Here is a 16,096-nt window from a genome sequence, read left to right on the forward strand (position 1 = left end):
CTGCCTCCCCCAGCATAGGAGCAAGCACGCTGATACCGAAATATCGCCACTCACGCCGGGGCGCGGGATCGTGGCTTGTTTGCAGCGGGTTTTAGGGCCAAAAGCGGATAGGCCCTCCGGACGGGAGGGCCTATCAATTCTATGCCGGGACCTGCGTATGCAAAAACCGCCCCCAGGGGCGCCTCCGAGTCCGGAACGTCAGCTCAGGGGCCGCTAGGACCGGGCCGGAAGCGTGGTCGGTTTGAAAGCTGGACGCCTCGCTTCGAAGGCCGTGATGTCTGCTTCGTGCCGCAGGGTCAGGCCAATGTCGTCGAGGCCCTCAAGGAGGCGCCAGCGCGTGTAATCGTCGATCTGGAACGGTGCCGTGACCGTGCCGCAAATCACCGTCCGGGCTTCGAGGTCAACGGACACTTCGGTGCCCGGAGAGTTTTCGAGCACCTTCCAGATGAGCTCAATGTCGTCCTGGGCGACCTGAGCTGCAACAAGGCCCTGCTTGCCTGAATTGCCGCGGAAGATATCGGCAAAACGCGAGGAGAGCACAGCCCGGAAACCGTAGTCCTTCAGGGCCCAGACTGCGTGCTCGCGCGAAGATCCCGTACCGAAATCCGGGCCCGCGACCAGGACGGATCCGGCGTTGTAGGGCTCCTGGTTCAGGATGAACTCGGGATTCTTCCGCCAGCCGGCAAACAGTGCATCTTCAAACCCGGTTCGGGTGATGCGCTTGAGGTAGACAGCCGGGATGATCTGGTCCGTGTCCACGTTGCTTTGCCGCAGCGGAACGCCGATCCCGGTGTGAGTGGTGATCTTTTCCATGTGCTTCTCCTAGGCTGCCGCAGCAGCGGCGGTGCCCGCGGCCGCACCGGGCAGCGGATCGAGGTCCGATGGTGAGCTGAGGGTGCCGCGCACCGCCGTCGCGGCCGCCACGACCGGCGAGACCAGGTGCGTGCGTCCGCCCTTGCCCTGCCGGCCCTCGAAGTTGCGGTTGGAGGTTGAGGCGCACCGCTCCCCCGGTTCCAGCTGGTCGGGATTCATGCCCAGGCACATGGAGCAGCCGGCGAAACGCCATTCCGCACCAAAGTCCTTGAACACCCGGTCCAGACCCTCGGCTTCCGCTTCCAGCCGAACGCGTGCGGAGCCGGGGACCACCATCATCCGCACGTTCGGGTCTTTCTGCCGTCCGCGGATAATGTCTGCCGCGATCCTCAGGTCCTCGATGCGGCTGTTGGTGCAGGAGCCCAGGAAGACGGTGTCGACCCGGATGTCCTTCATGGGTGTGCCTGCCTGCAGGTCCATGTATTCCAGGGCGCGTTCGGCGGCTGCCTTGGCGTTCTCATCGCCGAAGTCCTCAGGAGAAGGCACGCTCTCGGAGAGTGAGACACCCTGGCCCGGGTTAGTCCCCCAGGTCACGAAGGGCTCCAGTTCATCGGCGTTCAGGTAAACCTCGGCATCGAACGTGGCGTCCTCGTCCGAAACCAGTGATTTCCAGTGCTCGACGGCGGCGTCCCAGTCCGCGCCCTGCGGCGCGTGCGGCTTGTCCTTGAGATAAGCGAACGTGGTCTCGTCCGGTGCCACCATGCCGGCACGGGCTCCGGCCTCGATCGACATGTTGCAGATGGTCATCCGCGCTTCCATGGACAAGGACCTGATGGCTGATCCACGGTATTCCAGGACGTAGCCCTGGCCCCCGCCGGTGCCGATCTTCGCGATCACGGCGAGGATGATGTCCTTGGACGTCACACCGGGCCGCAGGGTGCCCTCAACGTTGATGGCCATGGTCTTGAATGGCTTGAGCGACAGGGTCTGGGTGGCCATGACGTGCTCCACTTCGGAGGTGCCAATACCCATCGCCAGGGCTCCAAAAGCTCCATGGGTGGACGTATGCGAGTCTCCGCACACCACTGTGAGACCCGGCTGTGTCAGTCCCAGCTGCGGACCGACGACGTGGACGATTCCCTGCTCTGCGTCGCCCAGCGGGTGCAGGCGGACACCAAACTCGGCGCAGTTGGCGCGCAGGGTTTCGATCTGCGTCCGGCTGACCGGATCGGCGATCGGCTTGTCGATCTCCAGCGTGGGAGTGTTGTGGTCTTCCGTGGCGATGGTCAGGTCCGGCCGCCGCAGCTTCCGACCGGCAAGGCGCAGCCCCTCGAATGCCTGGGGAGAGGTCACTTCGTGGACGAGGTGGAGATCGATGTAAAGAAGGTCCGGAGCACCGTCCTGGCCCTTGGAGACAACGTGCTCGTCCCACACCTTCTCGGCGAGCGTCCTGCTCGCTGCGTGCTCTCCCATGACCTGCGCTCCTCGCCCGATGTGGTTCCGGCCTGTGCAGCCGAACCGCGGATTACTGATGGATTTAAGACAACCAGCATTGCAGCGGCCGGCGCCAGTTTTTCAGCTTGCATCTCAGATAATGAGACGGCAGTATCATTCTATGGACAACTCAAGCGGCGTGGGCGTTATTGATAAAGCTGCAATGGTGCTCGACGCACTGGAAGCGGGACCGACAACCCTCGCCCAGCTTGTAGCTGCCACCGGGCTGGCCAGGCCCACGGTCCACCGGCTGGCGCTGGCACTGGTTCACCACCGCCTGGTCGGGCGGGACATCCAGGGACGCTTTGTGCTCGGGAGCCGCCTCGTGGAGCTGGCATCTGCAGCCGGCGAAGACCGGCTCATCGCCTCAGCCGGACCCGTGCTGCTGGCCCTGCGCGATGCCACCGGTGAAAGCTCGCAGGTGTTCCGCCGACAGGGTGAATGGCGGGTGTGCGTGGCCTCCGCCGAACGGCCCATCGGCCTCCGCGACACCATCCCGGTCGGAACGCAGCTGTCCATGAAGGCAGGGTCCGCAGCCCAGGTGCTGCTGGCCTGGGAAGACCACGACAGGCTGCTCGAAGGCCTGCAGAATGCCCGTTTCACCCCCACGGTGCTGGCCGGTGTCCGGCGCCGCGGATGGGCGCAGAGCCTGGGCGAACGCGAACCGGGAGTAGCTTCTGTCTCCGCTCCCGTTCGGGGGCCGTCCGGGAGGGTCATCGCCGCCGTCTCCATCTCCGGGCCGATTGAACGCCTCACCCGCCAACCGGGCCGCATCCACGCCGAAGTCGTGACGCGGGCGGCGCAGCAGCTCACCGAAACCCTGCGCCAGGCTGCCGACTGACCCTGCCCTGCCGGCCGTGCCCGGCCTATCCTGAAGACCCAGCGGTCCGGAGAGCCTCCGGAAGAGTCCAAGGAGCGGCCATGAAACGCATGAGGGTGCTCTGGCACATAATCCGCCTCACTGGAGCCGACGTCGTCCTCTTCGGATTCCTTATTGTCTACGCGTCCGCTGCCCTGCTTCTGCCCCGGTTCGAACGCGGGATTCCGGGCCTCGGCGATTCCCTGTGGTACCTGTTCTCGTCCTTCACGACGATTGGGTTCGGAGACTACGTCGCCGTCACTTTCATCGGCAGGCTCATCACGGTATTCGTTGCCCTCTACGGCATCCTGGTGGTCGCCCTGGCCACGGGCGTGATTGTGGGCTTCTACAACGAGCTGCTCCGTGCCCGCACCAAGGACAGCCTGCGCGAATTTATCGGCGAGCTGGAGCACCTGCCGGACCTTTCCAGGAAGGAGCTGGAGGATCTTGCGGTCAGGGTGCGGCAACGGCACATCCTGGACTGAGCTCTCCCTCGGCGTTAAACCTAAACGGTTGGCGGGTTACAGCGCACGAGAGACACTTCTAATCAACTCGATTTCAGCTTGGACAGTCTGGCCCAAGCCGCTCTGACGTGTCACTCTCGCAACTGCAGCGGCTGACATCGCTTCGAACCGTTCCTGATCCTCCCACAGGCTTGCAATCCCCCTTGCCATTTCAGCCGCGTCTTCTGCTGGCGCCAGGATTCCACACGACGAATCCACGAACTCAGGGATAGCTGTAACGGCGTTTGTAACGGGCACGAGTCCTGACGACATGGCCTCATCTCTTGAGACTCCTTGACTATCCATTCTCGTGGGTGACAAGAACACACCGAAATTCCGATGCAGTTGCGCAATCTCCTGCTGTGTCAGGAATTGACGGCGCATTTCCACGTTAGGAATATCTTTCAAAGGTCGCAATACATCGTCAAACAGAGGCCCATCACCAACAATGAGGAACGAAGACCTGTCAAACAAAGGGTGGCTGCGCAACTGTAAAATAGCCTCCACCGTAAGATCGTTTGCGTACTTTCTCGAGGCGAAGGGGCGAATACTCAGCAATCTGAATCGCTGGTCCACGTCTTTTGCCTGGTAAGAAAATCTCTCTGTATCAATGAAGTTGTGTATGATGCTGAATCTGGTCGACTTAAGAGTTACACCCGTATCTTCCATGACCTCATGTGCAAAATACGCGGACACAAACACAAAATGCAAATTAGGATGTTGATAATTGAAAACCTGTCGCCATAGCTCGATGCGAGAGTCACTGCGAGCCTGAGCTACCTTCCGCTGTTCGTCTGTTTCATAGTTAAATTCTCTTCTATACCAGGGCTGGACTTCGGAGCCATGGAGCCAAATAATGGTTGGCACTTCGACAATGTGACGCTCCAAAATCTGCCACATCTTCTGATCAAGGAAATGGACCAAAATACTCTCGAAGTTGTTTTCTTTGATGGTTGAAGCCAGTTCTTCGGCACCGCCGACCTCAACGTCTACACCTTCAAACTCATACGTCCCTTGGGTAAGATTTTGGTTGAGCACAAACACCGCAGTGGGCATTCCTGCCTCACCATAGGCGCGGACTCGACTATGCACGAACCCGTGACGATAAAGATCATTGTAGGACGGGTAATGATTCGTGACAACGAGCTTCCGTTTATCACTGAGCAAGGGCACGACTTCACTTGTGCGATCTACCTTTTTTAGAGATATGCCAAAGACTTCTGCCGAACCTGTTCCCCTAATCCGCCAGCCGAATCTTAAAGAACGAGTACCAGCTGGAATTACTAATAATTCGTTTCGGTTCGTTCGTAGCACCTGACTATTTAGGCGCTCACCTTGGTGGTCAAGACATAAAACTATAAACGACAGGTCCAAACCGTCACTGGTAGCGGCATATACATACGGTTCCGCTAGTCTAAGACCGCGGTTCAAAAGCTGTTCTAAGGGAGTCGAGACATTTGAGTAAAGGAAACAGCGTTTTTCCACCGGTTGTTCGGAATCGACGCGGAGAGCAGTGCCGGTTGACCCGATGGAGATTCCTTTGGGATGATTTGTGCCCCCAAACTCCTGCGCGAGCTGGTCCGCATCCACATCAAACTTGGTGTGTTCGGGTGCAAAATCAGCACCCAAACCTTCTGCTAACGCGACTAGGCGTGTCAGTGGTATCCCTGTGTTCGTGCTGTTTTCCCACTTACCTACGTCCACGAGAGTCCTGGATCTAGGGGCATGATCGAAGGCTGGCAAAACCATGATGGCCATTCCGCCAATGAATGAACAATGTGACGTTCCCTCATCACCCGGGTCCAGTTCAGGCATCGAGGAAGTTCGCCATACTGTCGAGAAAGCAGGAGCAGTTGATACGCGTGTAAAAGCTCGACGAAGCCCGAGAGGATCACTAACCTCTGTCAAGCGGGATACCCCGTCAACTCCGGCAAATCCAAGGATACGCGCCGCGTCTTCAAGATAATGGGCGCCGTAGCTTGAGCTGGCCTCCCACAGGGAGACATAAGGCGCATCAGTGACTGTCGTTATGTCGAGTCTGGTGTTGGAGACCACATAACACCGGATCCCCGGCCCCGACACCGGCCCACCCAAACTGGTCTCAGGGTCAACAAGGAATACAAGTTCTTTTTCCGCCCAGGTCTGACGTGAATAATCACGCAGAATAGTGTCGATTTCCCCCCTGCTCTTCACTTTTGCAAGAACGGCAATTTTGCGCTCCGCCCATGATGGCCCACCGGCCAATGCCTTGGATGCAATGTAGGTGAGTCGAACGGTGGTCGTATACTCGTCGAGAACCTTCCGGAGTGCGCGCAGGCGCATATATGCCGCGCGGGCACTACGTGGGTTATTCGTACCGTCCAGGAACTTGTCAACCCGCCTTCTGGCCTCCTCCCTGTTATCAGATGATATGACTAAGTCACCAAAAAGAGCGCGGACCTTCGACGAGTAATTGCAGGTCACGGGACGGTTGCCAACGAGTAGTTCGAGTAGTTTACGCGAAACAATACTCTGGGACCCATGGGACGGACTGTGAAGTTTGTCGACTCCATCGGGGTCGGCTTCACCTGTAATGAAACTACTCGCGGCATCATTCATTTCATTATTGGCCGGATAACCTTGGCCATTTTCTGATGCTTTATCTAACCCTGGCTCATAAAAGAAAGGCAATAGATATACGCGCTCGTGCATCAGCACACGTTTGTACTTGGAAATCCGATCGATATCGGAAGTAAAGACATGATCAAACGCTGCTAAGAAATTTAGTGCTCCGTCGTTGGAGTCCGAATTGTCCCAGAGGACCGTAGGGATTCGACGCTCGCGACACCATAGAACTAAACTAAGTAACTGCGTCGCACTGAAATCTGAGCTTGAGTTCCGTTGCCCTTCATCTTGGCCGCGGTCAGTTTCGACAATCAAAATGTCAGGTGAAAATTGGTTGCATTCTCTTTCCCACCCTGCAGGAGTCGGCTGATGAACATTACATGTCATCTTGAACGCAGATGCAGTATATGTTCCTAGAATTCCCAAGACGCGGAGATCTGACAACCTTTTAACTCCGCTGTTGCCGTTAGAGATTGGTCTTGATAACAAAGAACCGGGCGCAAATCGAGACCCGTCAAGTGATTCAGCAAGCATCTCCTTCAGCGACCCATCCATTTTCTCTGAGCGCCTCGCGTTTCCCAGGGCAGAGTCCTGGACATCGCGTTCTTCGAAGGTGGTGTTAGGGTCGCATTTCGTTGAAGGCTTGGAGAGGGACGATTCATGCGGCTCGTTGACATCCGGCCTGTCTTCATAGAGTGGCTGCTCCATTGTCTTCCCTTTTCGTTTCCTCACCAATCGCTTACCCCCGAATCGTCTGAACGGCGAGCTTCATTCCACGATCCGTAAATGTGAATTCTACCCCAGCACGCTCTATTCCTTGGGTAGCAAATCGCGTGGTTATCTCAGGTGTACTCTGATGGCCAGATACTTCTCTCCCCGTAGAGGTCGGCCATCATTTAGTCGGGCAGTCGAAGAAGGACCGGGTGCCGACACGCGAAGTTAGCCGCTTGGACGGTGAGAGGACACGCGAAGCTATGGAAAGGTGGCTGCCGCCTGGTCCTGACCAATAGCTTGGAGCTGTAATGTCACCGTACTGTGGATCTACGGAACGTGAGAATCGTCCCGCCTAAGCCTGTGTCGGATGCCACTGTCCTGCCGGAATCCTGCTGATAAAAACTGCCAAGGTTCATGGCATCGCTTTTCGTTTGGCCGGGGACCCTGTCCAAGATCCTTTTTGTCGGTGTCACCGGCAGATTCTTAGATTGCTTAGCCGGCGAAATGATCCCACCCCACTGGCGGCGACTTCCTGCCCCGAACAGTCACCGTGCCGGCGCCGCTGCCCTTGGCGTCCGTTACCACGCCGATTCTTCGGAAGCCCCGCGGTAGCTCAGTCCCGTGCCCGAAAACGGCTAGCAGCCCATGGTCCTCTCCCCCACCTAGGACCCAGTCGACCGCGTTGGCCCCCATGCCCTTAGCAGCTTCCGTCAGTTGTTCTGCTTCGCGCAGCAATGCCTGAGGATCAAGGTCGACCCCTACTCCTGATGTAAGGGCTAGCCGGCCGGCATCGCGCACCAGCCCGTCAGAAATGTCCATCATGGCGTGAGCCCCCGCCACAGCCGCTGCGGGTCCGGCAGCCAAGGGCGGGCACGGACGGGACTGCGAGGCCGCGAGTGACCGCTCCCAGCCGCCCATGGCCGCGTAGTCCGCGCCGCTGTCCAGCAACGCCAGCCCGGCAGCTGCATGGCCCAGCGCCCCGCAGACCGCCAGGGTGTCCCCTGGCCGGGCTCCCGAGCGCAGAACGGGTGCCCGGCCCTGCAAGTCGCCCGTGACCGCAGCCGTAACCACCAGAGACTGACCGCGGCCAAGGTCGCCGCCGGCCACGGTGCATTGTTCGGCACCCAGTGCACGCAGCGCCGCGGAGAGGCCGTCTGCCAGGCCTTCCACCCAGGTAATACGGGTGTCCCCCGGCAGCGTCAGGCTAACGACCAGCGACGTCGCCACGGCGCCCATGGCATTAATGTCCGAAAGGTTCTGCGCCGCACACTTCCAGCCGACGTCGAAGCCGGTTGTGCGGTACCCGCCGGGCCACTGCAGCCGGAAGTCCTGATCCTGGACCAGAGTGTCTATGGAGATGACCGTCCGACCATCGGGAGCTGCCAGCATCGCAGCGTCGTCTCCGGGGCCCAGGAGGGCCTTTCCGGCTCCCAGCCGCGGGAAGATCCTTGCCAGCAGTTCCCCTTCACTGAGTTCCGCTACGTGCTGGGGGTGGTATGCCACGAAAATCCGTTGTCCTTTGCCTCACGCTTGCCGAGCTTTCATTATGCTTCATGGCTTCCCTGCGCCGGAGTACCCTCGCCCTATGAAGGGATCAGTAACACGGTTCGCCATTCTCCTGCGGGGCGTGAACGTCGGAGGAATAACGGTCAAGATGGCTGACCTGCGTGCAGTCCTCCAAGGTCTGGGGCTCCAGGCGGTGCGAACCCTGCTGGCCAGCGGCAACGCCGTCGTGACTTCTGACCTGGAACCCGTCGTGCTCAAGGCCAGCGTCGAGCAGGCGCTGCGTACGGAGTTCGGCTATGAGGCGTGGGTGATTGTGCTGCCCGTCACCCGCGTAGCCGAGCTTGCCGATGCGGTTCCCTATGCCGCAGACGATCCCGCCGTCCACGCCTACGTCACGTTCTCCTCGGATCCGGGGGTGCTGGACGAACTGGTTGGACTCGGAGCTGCTGCCGGACAGGAACAGGTTCGGCTCGGGGCCGAGGCAGTGGCGTGGACAGCCCGGAAAGGGTTGGCGCTGGATTCCACGCTTTCGAAGGCAACTGGAAAACCGCGCTATAAGTCTGCGACGACGACCCGCAATTTACGGACACTGCACAAAATAGTGGATGCTGGATAAACCGAGTTAAAGAAAACAGCCCCGGACATTTCTGTCCAGGGCTGTTGCCTAGTGACCCCAGCGGGATTCGAACCCGCGTTATCGCCGTGAGAGGGCGACGTACTAGGCCGCTATACGATGGGGCCATTTTGCTTCACTTGCTAAGTGAGCTCAATAAGTATTCCATACTCATTGATTCTTTCTCAAATCCGGCGAGAACCTTCTTTGATTAGCGCTGGGATACCAGGACTCGAACCTAGAATGTCGGTACCAGAAACCGATGTGTTGCCAATTACACCATATCCCAATGTGTTGATCCGGGCTGCTTCGGAAGCTTGAACATCCGGCTGCAACCCCTCAGCACGAGTTATTACTATACACGGGTTCGGGGCGGAGTACAAAACGGCTCCGCTTACTCGGCCCGGAGGCAAGGAACGCACGCTGTACAGGTCAGGATCACGCCAGTACCGGCGGCAGGAACCCTTCGACCAGTTCATTCAACGACCCGATTCTGGCCAGCGTCTTGGTTGCCGCGGCACCTTCCCCGATCCCGGTGCGGTCCAGCCAGATGCCCTGCAGCCCCGCGCTGCAGGCACCGCGGGCATCCACCTCGGGATTGTCGCCGACGTACAGGGTGCGGGCCGGATCAGTGCCCAGCAACCGTACGCCTTCAAGGAAGATCGCCGGATCCGGCTTCGCAGCGTCCACGGCGTCAATGCCCACCAGGACCTTGATCCGTTCCAGGCCTGCGGCATCGAGCTTGGCCCGCTGGTAGTCGTGCACGTTGTTGCTCACGGCCCCGTAGGGGATGCCGCGGGCATCCAGTTCGTCCAGGACCGGAACGACGTCGTCATATGCCTTGAAATGCCTGGGCAGTTCGCGGTCATAGGCATCGTTCCAGGCAGCCTCTGCGTCGTCGTCGAACACCGGGAGGCCGTGCGCCTGCTGCGCGTGTGCCACGCGCAGCAGGCGCTGGCGGGTGAAGCTCAGCTCCCCCGTCAGGTACTTGTCGTAGTAGCCCTGCGGATCGGCTGCGTAGAGGTGCTGGTAGGCCGCCCAGTCCTCCTCGGTGAAGTGTGCCAGGTCCGCGGCGCTGATTTCACGCAGCGTGTTGCCCATGGCCGTGCGGAGGTCCACGAGGGTCTCGTCGATATCAAAGAGCACCCCCATGGGCCTGCTGCTCCGCACTTCACTCATGGACGGCTCAGGCCTCGGCAGCGCGGAACGCGCGGATCCGTGCCAGTGACGAGTCCTTGCCCAGGATCACCATGGACTCGAACAGCGGCGGGGAGATCCGGCGGCCGGAGACGGCCGTACGGACGGGTCCGAATGCCAGCCGGGGCTTGATGCCCATCTCGTCCACCAGTGCTGAGCGAAGGGCTGCCTGGATGTTCTCGGCCGTCCACTCCTGCACGGGCTCGAGCGCCGCGAGCGTGGCATCGAGCACCTCGGTGAGGTTGGCCGGAAGGCCCTTCCGCGCGTCGTCCGCCACGTCAATGGCGTCGTCGGCCTTGAAAAGGAAGCCAAGCATGTCCGGAGCTTCACCCAGCAGCGTGATGCGTTCCTGCACCAGTGGCGCAGCTTCAGTGAGGATCTCCTCCTGGCGCTCAGTGAGCTGCTCCCCCACCAATCCGGCGTGCTGGAGGTAGGGCACCAGCCGGCCGCGGAAGTCAGCGGCGTCCAGCCGGCGCACGTGGGTGCCGTTGATTGCTTCGGCTTTCTTCAGGTCGAAGCGTGCCGGGTTGGAGAGCACATCGTGAATGTCGAAGTTCTGCACTAGTTCCTCGACCGTGAAGATGTCCTCATCGGCGGAGAGCGACCAGCCCAGCAGGGACAGGTAGTTGAGCAGGCCTTCGGGGATGAATCCGCGTTCACGGTGCAGGAAGAGGCTGGACTCCGGGTCACGCTTGGAGAGCTTCTTGTTGCCGCCGCCCATGACGTACGGCAGGTGCCCGAAGAGCGGCATGTACTGCGCAACTCCGACGTCAATCAGCGCCCGGTACAGGGCAATCTGCCGAGGTGTGGAGGAGAGCAGGTCTTCGCCACGGAGAACATGGGTGATCCCCATCAGGGCGTCGTCGACCGGATTCACCAAGGTGTACAGGGGAGCACCGTTGGCACGGACGACGACGAAGTCCGGGACGGTGCCGGCCTTGAACGTGATCTCGCCGCGGACCAGGTCGTTGAAGGTGATGTCTTCGTCCGGCATCCGCACCCGGAGCACGGGCTCGCGGCCCTCGGCTTTGAAGGCGGCGATCTGCTCTTCGGTCAGGTCCCGGTCAAAGTTGTCATAGCCGAGCTTGATGTCACGGCCGGCGGCGCGGTGCCGGGCCTCGATTTCCTCCGGGGTGGAGTAGGACTCGTAAAGGTGCCCCGCGTCCTTGAGCTTGGCGATGACGTCCTGGTAGATCTCTCCGCGCTGGGACTGGCGGTACGGTTCGTGCGGACCGCCAACGTTTACGCCTTCGTCCCAGGTGATGCCCAGCCAGTCGAGTGCGTCCAGAAGCTGCAGGAAGCTCTCTTCACTGTCCCGGGCCGAGTCGGTGTCTTCGATGCGGAAGATCATCTTGCCGCCGGTGTGCTTGGCGTAGGCCCAGTTGAACAGGGCGGTGCGGATCAGGCCCACGTGGGGCGTGCCGGTCGGGGACGGGCAGAAACGGACCCGCACCGGAGTGTTGTCGTCGACGGTGGGGAGATCAGCGAAGGAAGAAGGCTCAGTAGTCATGATGCTTCAAGTCTAGCCGCCGTCCACCCAGGGAACCGCGGCGGGTTCACGCCACGGCTGCCAGAAGCGCCCAAGGTATGCCCGCGCCCAGTACGGCACCAATCGCGGCGGCAGCCAGTTTCCTGCCGGAGAACTTCCGGTCCGGCCAGAACACTCCGGCAGCTGCGGCTGCTGCCAAGGCCAACCATCCGATCCACGCCAGGGGACCGACTGAGGGAAGGCCGGAGAACAGCATGGCGGCCGCGCCGGCACCGCCGCAAAAAACCAGCAGTCCGTTATCCAGGGCGGCGGCCCGCTGGAGCAGCAGGCCAGCCGCCGCCGAGGCTGTAAAGGCAAAGACGGCGGCTGCAACCGCCAGGGGTCCATCGAGCCACAGAATCAGCCGCAGCAATATAAAGCACAAGGCGACGGCGCCGAGCACCACCGGCCCCGTTGGAGCAGCTGCTGCCCAGCGGCTCAAATCGTTCCGCCGCTGGAGCACGGCCACCAGGACCACGGGGAAGACGCACAGCAGCAAGGCACTGCCTATCCCCCACAACCAGGGGGTGTCTTCACCTCTCATGCCGGCTTCCCCATGAAAAGGGGCTATTAGCAGCGCCGCAGACCACACACTTACGGCAGCGGCAGCGGGGAAGCCCGCTGCCCGACGCGCGCCGTCGTACGTTGAGTCCTCTGTCATTTCTTGATGTGCTTGCTAGCCGCGGGCAATATTGGCCAGCGTGCCGATTCCCTCGACCTGGACTTCGATCCTCTGCCCGTCCGTGATCAGGCCGACGCCGGCCGGGGTGCCGGTGAGGATGATGTCACCGGGAAGCAGGGTGAAAGCCTGGGACACGTACGACACCAGTTCCCTGACGCCCCACACCATCTCGGAAGTGTTGCCGTCCTGCACGAGTTCGCCGTCGAGGTAAGACCGCACAGCCAGGTTATCCGTGTCCAGCTCCGTCTCAATCCAGGGACCGACGGGGCAGGAGGTGTCGAAGCCCTTGGCGCGGGCCCACTGACCGTCGGTGCGCTGGGCGTCGCGCGCAGTGAGGTCGTTCGCGCAGGTGTACCCGAAGACCACTTCGTCCACCCGTTCAAGCGGAACGTCCTTGCAGATGCGTCCGATCACCACGGCCAGCTCGGCCTCGTAGGAGATCTCATCCGAGAAGGAGGGCAGGACGATCGGATCGTTCGGCCCGATCACGGAGGTGTTCGGCTTGAAGAACATCAACGGTGCTGCCGGGACTTCACCGCCCATTTCAGCCGCATGGTCCGCGTAGTTCTTGCCGATGCCCACGACTTTGCTGCGGGGAATGATCGGTGCGAGGAGGCGTACGTCCTCGAGCTTGTGCCGCTCCCCCGTGAGCTGCACGCCGGAGAAAAACGGGTCCCCCTTGATAACGGCAATTTCTTCATGGCCTTCATCGCCGTCGACGACGCCGAAGGTAGGGTCACTGTCCTGGATAAACCGAGCAATACGCATGGGTTCAAGCCTAGTCGAGAATGTGTGTACGCACGCATGGACCGTGGCTGGCTACCGGAGCAGGGTGAGTGTTCGCTAGCAGGGTGGAACAGCGTGGAAAGCAGGGTGGAACAGCGTGGAAAGCAGGGTGGAACAGCGTGGAAAGCAGGGTGGAACAGCGTGGAAAGCAGGGTGGAACAGCGTGGAAAGCAGGGTGGAACAGCGTGGAAAGCAGGGTGGAACAGCGGAGACAACGCAGCCTGGCTTTGGATGACTGGGTACAGGCCGGGACCACCCAGATACACACGGTTCCAGCATCAGGGGCGGGCTACGAACTAAAACGTGGAGAGCCGCTCTGAAGTTTTCCATGGGCTGCGCCTCGGTGACTGCTCACAACGCCGCGGCCCTGAACCGGGATGGGAAGAAGCCCTAAGACAAGACCCTTTCGCAGCACGTGGTGGACCGACCTGCGACAAATCGGCGCCTTGCCTGTCCTAGTCGCTCACGTCACCGTAGGCAGGACAGTCCAAACCGCAATGAAACTAGCCGGCATCGGCGTGCTTCCCCATCGAAGCCGCGGGCTGCTCGCATCATCCGACGGGAACATCCATCCGCCCCCAGCACCCGCGCGTGTGGTGTGGCAAAAATAGCGAGACCTCACGCGAAGACCCGGTTCCAAAGAACCTGCTTCAGCTGCTTGAGGATAAAGCACACGGGTAACTTCCCGCCCAGATGGGTGAGATCAACCGCCATCGTAGAAAATATCGGGCAGCTGCGGAACGCGGCGGTCGAAGTACACCTCGCCAGGAAACATCATTGCCAGCGCTTACCTGCAACCCGTCGAAGTGGTCTTTTAGCTAAGCTAAAAGACTGAAGTCCCTAGATCGGAGCGTCGCCTATGCCCACCCGAACGCCAACGTCAGAAGTCCTTAGAGCTCTTCTGACATCCAATTACTTGGACGGGCAATGCCCGGAGCTAGATTCCGTAATCGCTGCTTCAAGGCACCGCCCTGAGGCCTTTACGACGGTCATTCGAAAAGTATTTTACCGGACCATGGATCAGCAATTTAAGCGGCCGCAACAAAAGACTCTAGCTGCAACCGCACAATATTATAGACGATTGCGCGGAGTCATCTTGACGGATGAGTACCGATATTTTGACGCAGCGCTATCGCTCACCGCTTCTGCGCTCGAATCTGGTATAGCGGCGGCCGCCTCCGGTGATCAAACAAAAGCAATGTCCGTGATTGAAGCTGTGAGGAGGGAATATACTTTCCAATTCGGAGGCCTTGTAGACAGTCCCGAGGCGGTAGCCTTCCATGTGCTTGCCGGCCAGCTGCTCTCACTTACTGACCGTGAAGCCGCAGGCTATCATTTCACCAATGTTCAAAGAAGTGAATATAGGCGGCTGGTTCCACTGTTTTATTGGGATTCAGGCGCGACTACCTACTACACGCATGATACCGTGAACACCCAGCGGGCTCGAGACGATATGAAGAAGGCATTAGCAGCACCAATAAGCCTAAGACGCCCGGTGACTGACAACACGACTGTGATCGCAATTTCCGTCGATAAGACTTTCTTTCGAATTTACATAGGTTGGTTCCTGTTCTACGCACAACAACTCCCGGAAATCGACTTCGCCATTTATATTTGTGCACCAGCGGAAGAGGCCCGCACCCTAGTGGAAGACGGCGATCGATTCATAGCAGCACTATCGAATCTCAATAGTGGCTCGACGCCCTCGAATCTTGCGTACTACGGGGTTTCGACTCCAGATTTCGTCAACCAAGAGCGAACGTATTATGCATGTGTTCGCTTTTACGCGCTTCCGCATCTGCTAGCTCGATATGACAACGCGTACCTTGTGGACGCCGATCTATATTTCGAAAACGATCCTGGAGCGTTCTTGAAAAAAGTACGCGACTATACGTTTGGGACAGTGGTTAATGAGGGACTTATCGCTCTGCCGCCATGGCGCCGAAATATGGCTGGTAACGTCGTCGCAAATCGCTCTGTTCTGAGCACTAACCTGCTCGATGATCTTCTAACGTACATCTCTCACGGTCTAAAAGAATCCACAAGCTGGATGCTTGATCAGAATGCAATCACCTACGCTGTGGAACGTGCAGGACCTGCTGGCGGAGTCCGTTCGCTCAATGGCGCCGCGCGGCCGACGGTTGCCTCAAAGTTCATGACTCGATGGGAAAAGAACTTCACCGCTGCAAGAACATAGACGGAAAAGCCGCAAAGGCAGACCTTGGTCCGGGTATGGAGTGGCTGATGGCGGCCCACCAGCTCCAATTACCGCTCTGTCCCCGGACCCCGGGGAAGCATAGTGCCCCCGCAATCAACCGCGCCTCTGGGGGTATGGATACGCGTCATGAGTAGCTGCTCGAGAGTTTGGTGAATATGTCATTGACCCGCGGCGGATGTCTCGCCCGGTCACCCGCAGCATGGAAACCTGCGGCTGTCCGCGAGGTCTTCGGTGACGCTATAGAAACTGCATGCCACGCCGGAACCCGACCCTCCGGCCCCGCATACCGGTCGGGTTAAACAGGTCGGGCCCCGCACCAGGTGCGGGGCCCGTAGCCCGGAACCCCCAGGGGGGTTCTAATGGTTGTCCGGCGGTGACCTACTCTCCCACACCCTCCCAGGTGCAGTACCATCGGCGCTGCGGGTCTTAGCTTCCGGGTTCGGAATGGGACCGGGCGTTTCCCCCGCGCAATGACCGCCGTAACCCTACCAACCCGGCACACACCCACCCGGACCGAGTCCGGTGGTATGGCGGGTAAATCAGTGGATTACACGATAACCGTGTATTCAATTAGTTCCT

At 59.8% G+C, this 16,096-nt stretch carries 12 protein-coding genes, 2 tRNA genes and 1 rRNA gene; 4 read left to right on the forward strand and 11 right to left on the reverse strand.

What is annotated here, in order from left to right; genetic code table 11:
• Positions 1 to 213: 213 nt before the first annotated feature.
• Positions 214 to 813, reverse strand: coding sequence for a 3-isopropylmalate dehydratase small subunit (gene leuD / locus NF551_RS10515; RefSeq protein WP_227895485.1), 600 nt, complete (start codon positions 811 to 813; stop codon positions 214 to 216).
• 9 nt (positions 814 to 822) lie between these two features.
• Complete coding sequence (gene leuC / locus NF551_RS10520) at positions 823 to 2,286, reverse strand: 3-isopropylmalate dehydratase large subunit (protein WP_227895484.1); 1,464 nt, start codon at positions 2,284 to 2,286, stop codon at positions 823 to 825.
• Positions 2,287 to 2,428: 142 nt separating this feature from the next.
• Here leuC and NF551_RS10525 point away from each other — a divergent pair, with 142 nt between their 5' ends.
• Both NF551_RS10525 and NF551_RS10530 read left to right on the forward strand, forming a co-directional pair.
• Entirely contained in the window at positions 2,429 to 3,148 is a 720-nt protein-coding gene (locus tag NF551_RS10525; protein WP_227895483.1) for an IclR family transcriptional regulator, read from the forward strand.
• An 80-nt stretch (positions 3,149 to 3,228) separates the two neighbouring features.
• The gene (locus NF551_RS10530) at positions 3,229 to 3,651 is read left to right on the forward strand and encodes a potassium channel family protein (RefSeq protein WP_227895482.1); all 423 of its coding nucleotides are present in this window, start codon (positions 3,229 to 3,231) and stop codon (positions 3,649 to 3,651) included.
• A 36-nt stretch (positions 3,652 to 3,687) separates the two neighbouring features.
• On the opposite strand, the gene NF551_RS10535 is transcribed toward NF551_RS10530, so the two are convergent.
• On the reverse strand, positions 3,688 to 6,981 hold the full coding sequence (locus NF551_RS10535; protein ID WP_227895481.1) for a glycosyltransferase: 3,294 nt from the start codon (positions 6,979 to 6,981) through the stop codon (positions 3,688 to 3,690).
• Between the two features lie 498 nt (positions 6,982 to 7,479).
• Positions 7,480 to 8,490: a thiamine-phosphate kinase gene (gene thiL / locus NF551_RS10540; RefSeq protein ID WP_227895480.1), complete on the reverse strand. Its 1,011-nt coding sequence runs from the start codon at positions 8,488 to 8,490 to the stop codon at positions 7,480 to 7,482.
• An 82-nt stretch (positions 8,491 to 8,572) separates the two neighbouring features.
• On the opposite strand from thiL, the gene NF551_RS10545 reads away from it, so the two are divergent.
• Positions 8,573 to 9,109, forward strand: coding sequence for a DUF1697 domain-containing protein (locus NF551_RS10545; RefSeq protein ID WP_227895479.1), 537 nt, complete (start codon positions 8,573 to 8,575; stop codon positions 9,107 to 9,109).
• A gap of 52 nt (positions 9,110 to 9,161) precedes the next feature.
• Here NF551_RS10545 and NF551_RS10550 read toward each other — a convergent pair.
• The 6 genes from NF551_RS10550 to NF551_RS10575 all read right to left on the reverse strand — a co-directional run bounded on the left by NF551_RS10550 (position 9,162) and on the right by NF551_RS10575 (position 13,281).
• Positions 9,162 to 9,234 (reverse strand) — tRNA-Glu (locus NF551_RS10550).
• 89 nt (positions 9,235 to 9,323) lie between these two features.
• A tRNA-Gln gene (locus NF551_RS10555) sits at positions 9,324 to 9,395 on the reverse strand.
• A gap of 149 nt (positions 9,396 to 9,544) precedes the next feature.
• On the reverse strand, positions 9,545 to 10,285 hold the full coding sequence (locus NF551_RS10560; RefSeq protein WP_227895478.1) for an HAD family hydrolase: 741 nt from the start codon (positions 10,283 to 10,285) through the stop codon (positions 9,545 to 9,547).
• Between the two features lie 7 nt (positions 10,286 to 10,292).
• The gene (gene gltX, locus NF551_RS10565) at positions 10,293 to 11,813 is read right to left on the reverse strand and encodes a glutamate--tRNA ligase (protein WP_227895477.1); all 1,521 of its coding nucleotides are present in this window, start codon (positions 11,811 to 11,813) and stop codon (positions 10,293 to 10,295) included.
• 46 nt (positions 11,814 to 11,859) lie between these two features.
• Positions 11,860 to 12,375 (reverse strand): hypothetical protein, encoded by a 516-nt coding sequence (locus NF551_RS10570; RefSeq protein ID WP_227895476.1) that lies wholly within the window; start codon positions 12,373 to 12,375, stop codon positions 11,860 to 11,862.
• A 132-nt stretch (positions 12,376 to 12,507) separates the two neighbouring features.
• Positions 12,508 to 13,281, reverse strand: a complete 774-nt coding sequence (locus NF551_RS10575; RefSeq protein ID WP_227895475.1) for a fumarylacetoacetate hydrolase family protein — start codon at positions 13,279 to 13,281, stop codon at positions 12,508 to 12,510.
• A gap of 1,033 nt (positions 13,282 to 14,314) precedes the next feature.
• On the opposite strand from NF551_RS10575, the gene NF551_RS10580 reads away from it, so the two are divergent.
• Entirely contained in the window at positions 14,315 to 15,496 is a 1,182-nt protein-coding gene (locus NF551_RS10580; protein ID WP_227895474.1) for a hypothetical protein, read from the forward strand.
• 386 nt (positions 15,497 to 15,882) lie between these two features.
• On the opposite strand, the gene rrf is transcribed toward NF551_RS10580, so the two are convergent.
• Positions 15,883 to 15,999, reverse strand: a 5S ribosomal RNA gene (gene rrf, locus NF551_RS10585).
• Between the last annotated feature and the right edge of the window lie 97 nt (positions 16,000 to 16,096).

Origin of the sequence: Arthrobacter caoxuetaonis, assembly GCF_023921125.1 — a bacterium.
Classification (GTDB): domain Bacteria; phylum Actinomycetota; class Actinomycetes; order Actinomycetales; family Micrococcaceae; genus Arthrobacter_B; species Arthrobacter_B caoxuetaonis.

Bases quoted from the DNA above. Each gene is read 5' to 3' on its own strand.
- leuD (WP_227895485.1), bottom strand. From the start codon at position 813: ATGGAAAAGATCACCACTCACACCGGGATCGGCGTTCCGCTGCGGCAA.
- leuC (WP_227895484.1), bottom strand. From the start codon at position 2,286: ATGGGAGAGCACGCAGCGAGCAGGACGCTCGCCGAGAAGGTGTGGGAC.
- NF551_RS10525 (WP_227895483.1), top strand. From the start codon at position 2,429: ATGGACAACTCAAGCGGCGTGGGCGTTATTGATAAAGCTGCAATGGTG.
- NF551_RS10530 (WP_227895482.1), top strand. From the start codon at position 3,229: ATGAAACGCATGAGGGTGCTCTGGCACATAATCCGCCTCACTGGAGCC.
- NF551_RS10535 (WP_227895481.1), bottom strand. From the start codon at position 6,981: ATGGAGCAGCCACTCTATGAAGACAGGCCGGATGTCAACGAGCCGCAT.
- NF551_RS10545 (WP_227895479.1), top strand. From the start codon at position 8,573: ATGAAGGGATCAGTAACACGGTTCGCCATTCTCCTGCGGGGCGTGAAC.
- NF551_RS10560 (WP_227895478.1), bottom strand. From the start codon at position 10,285: ATGAGTGAAGTGCGGAGCAGCAGGCCCATGGGGGTGCTCTTTGATATC.
- gltX (WP_227895477.1), bottom strand. From the start codon at position 11,813: ATGACTACTGAGCCTTCTTCCTTCGCTGATCTCCCCACCGTCGACGAC.
- NF551_RS10570 (WP_227895476.1), bottom strand. From the start codon at position 12,375: ATGAGAGGTGAAGACACCCCCTGGTTGTGGGGGATAGGCAGTGCCTTG.
- NF551_RS10575 (WP_227895475.1), bottom strand. From the start codon at position 13,281: ATGCGTATTGCTCGGTTTATCCAGGACAGTGACCCTACCTTCGGCGTC.
- NF551_RS10580 (WP_227895474.1), top strand. From the start codon at position 14,315: ATGGATCAGCAATTTAAGCGGCCGCAACAAAAGACTCTAGCTGCAACC.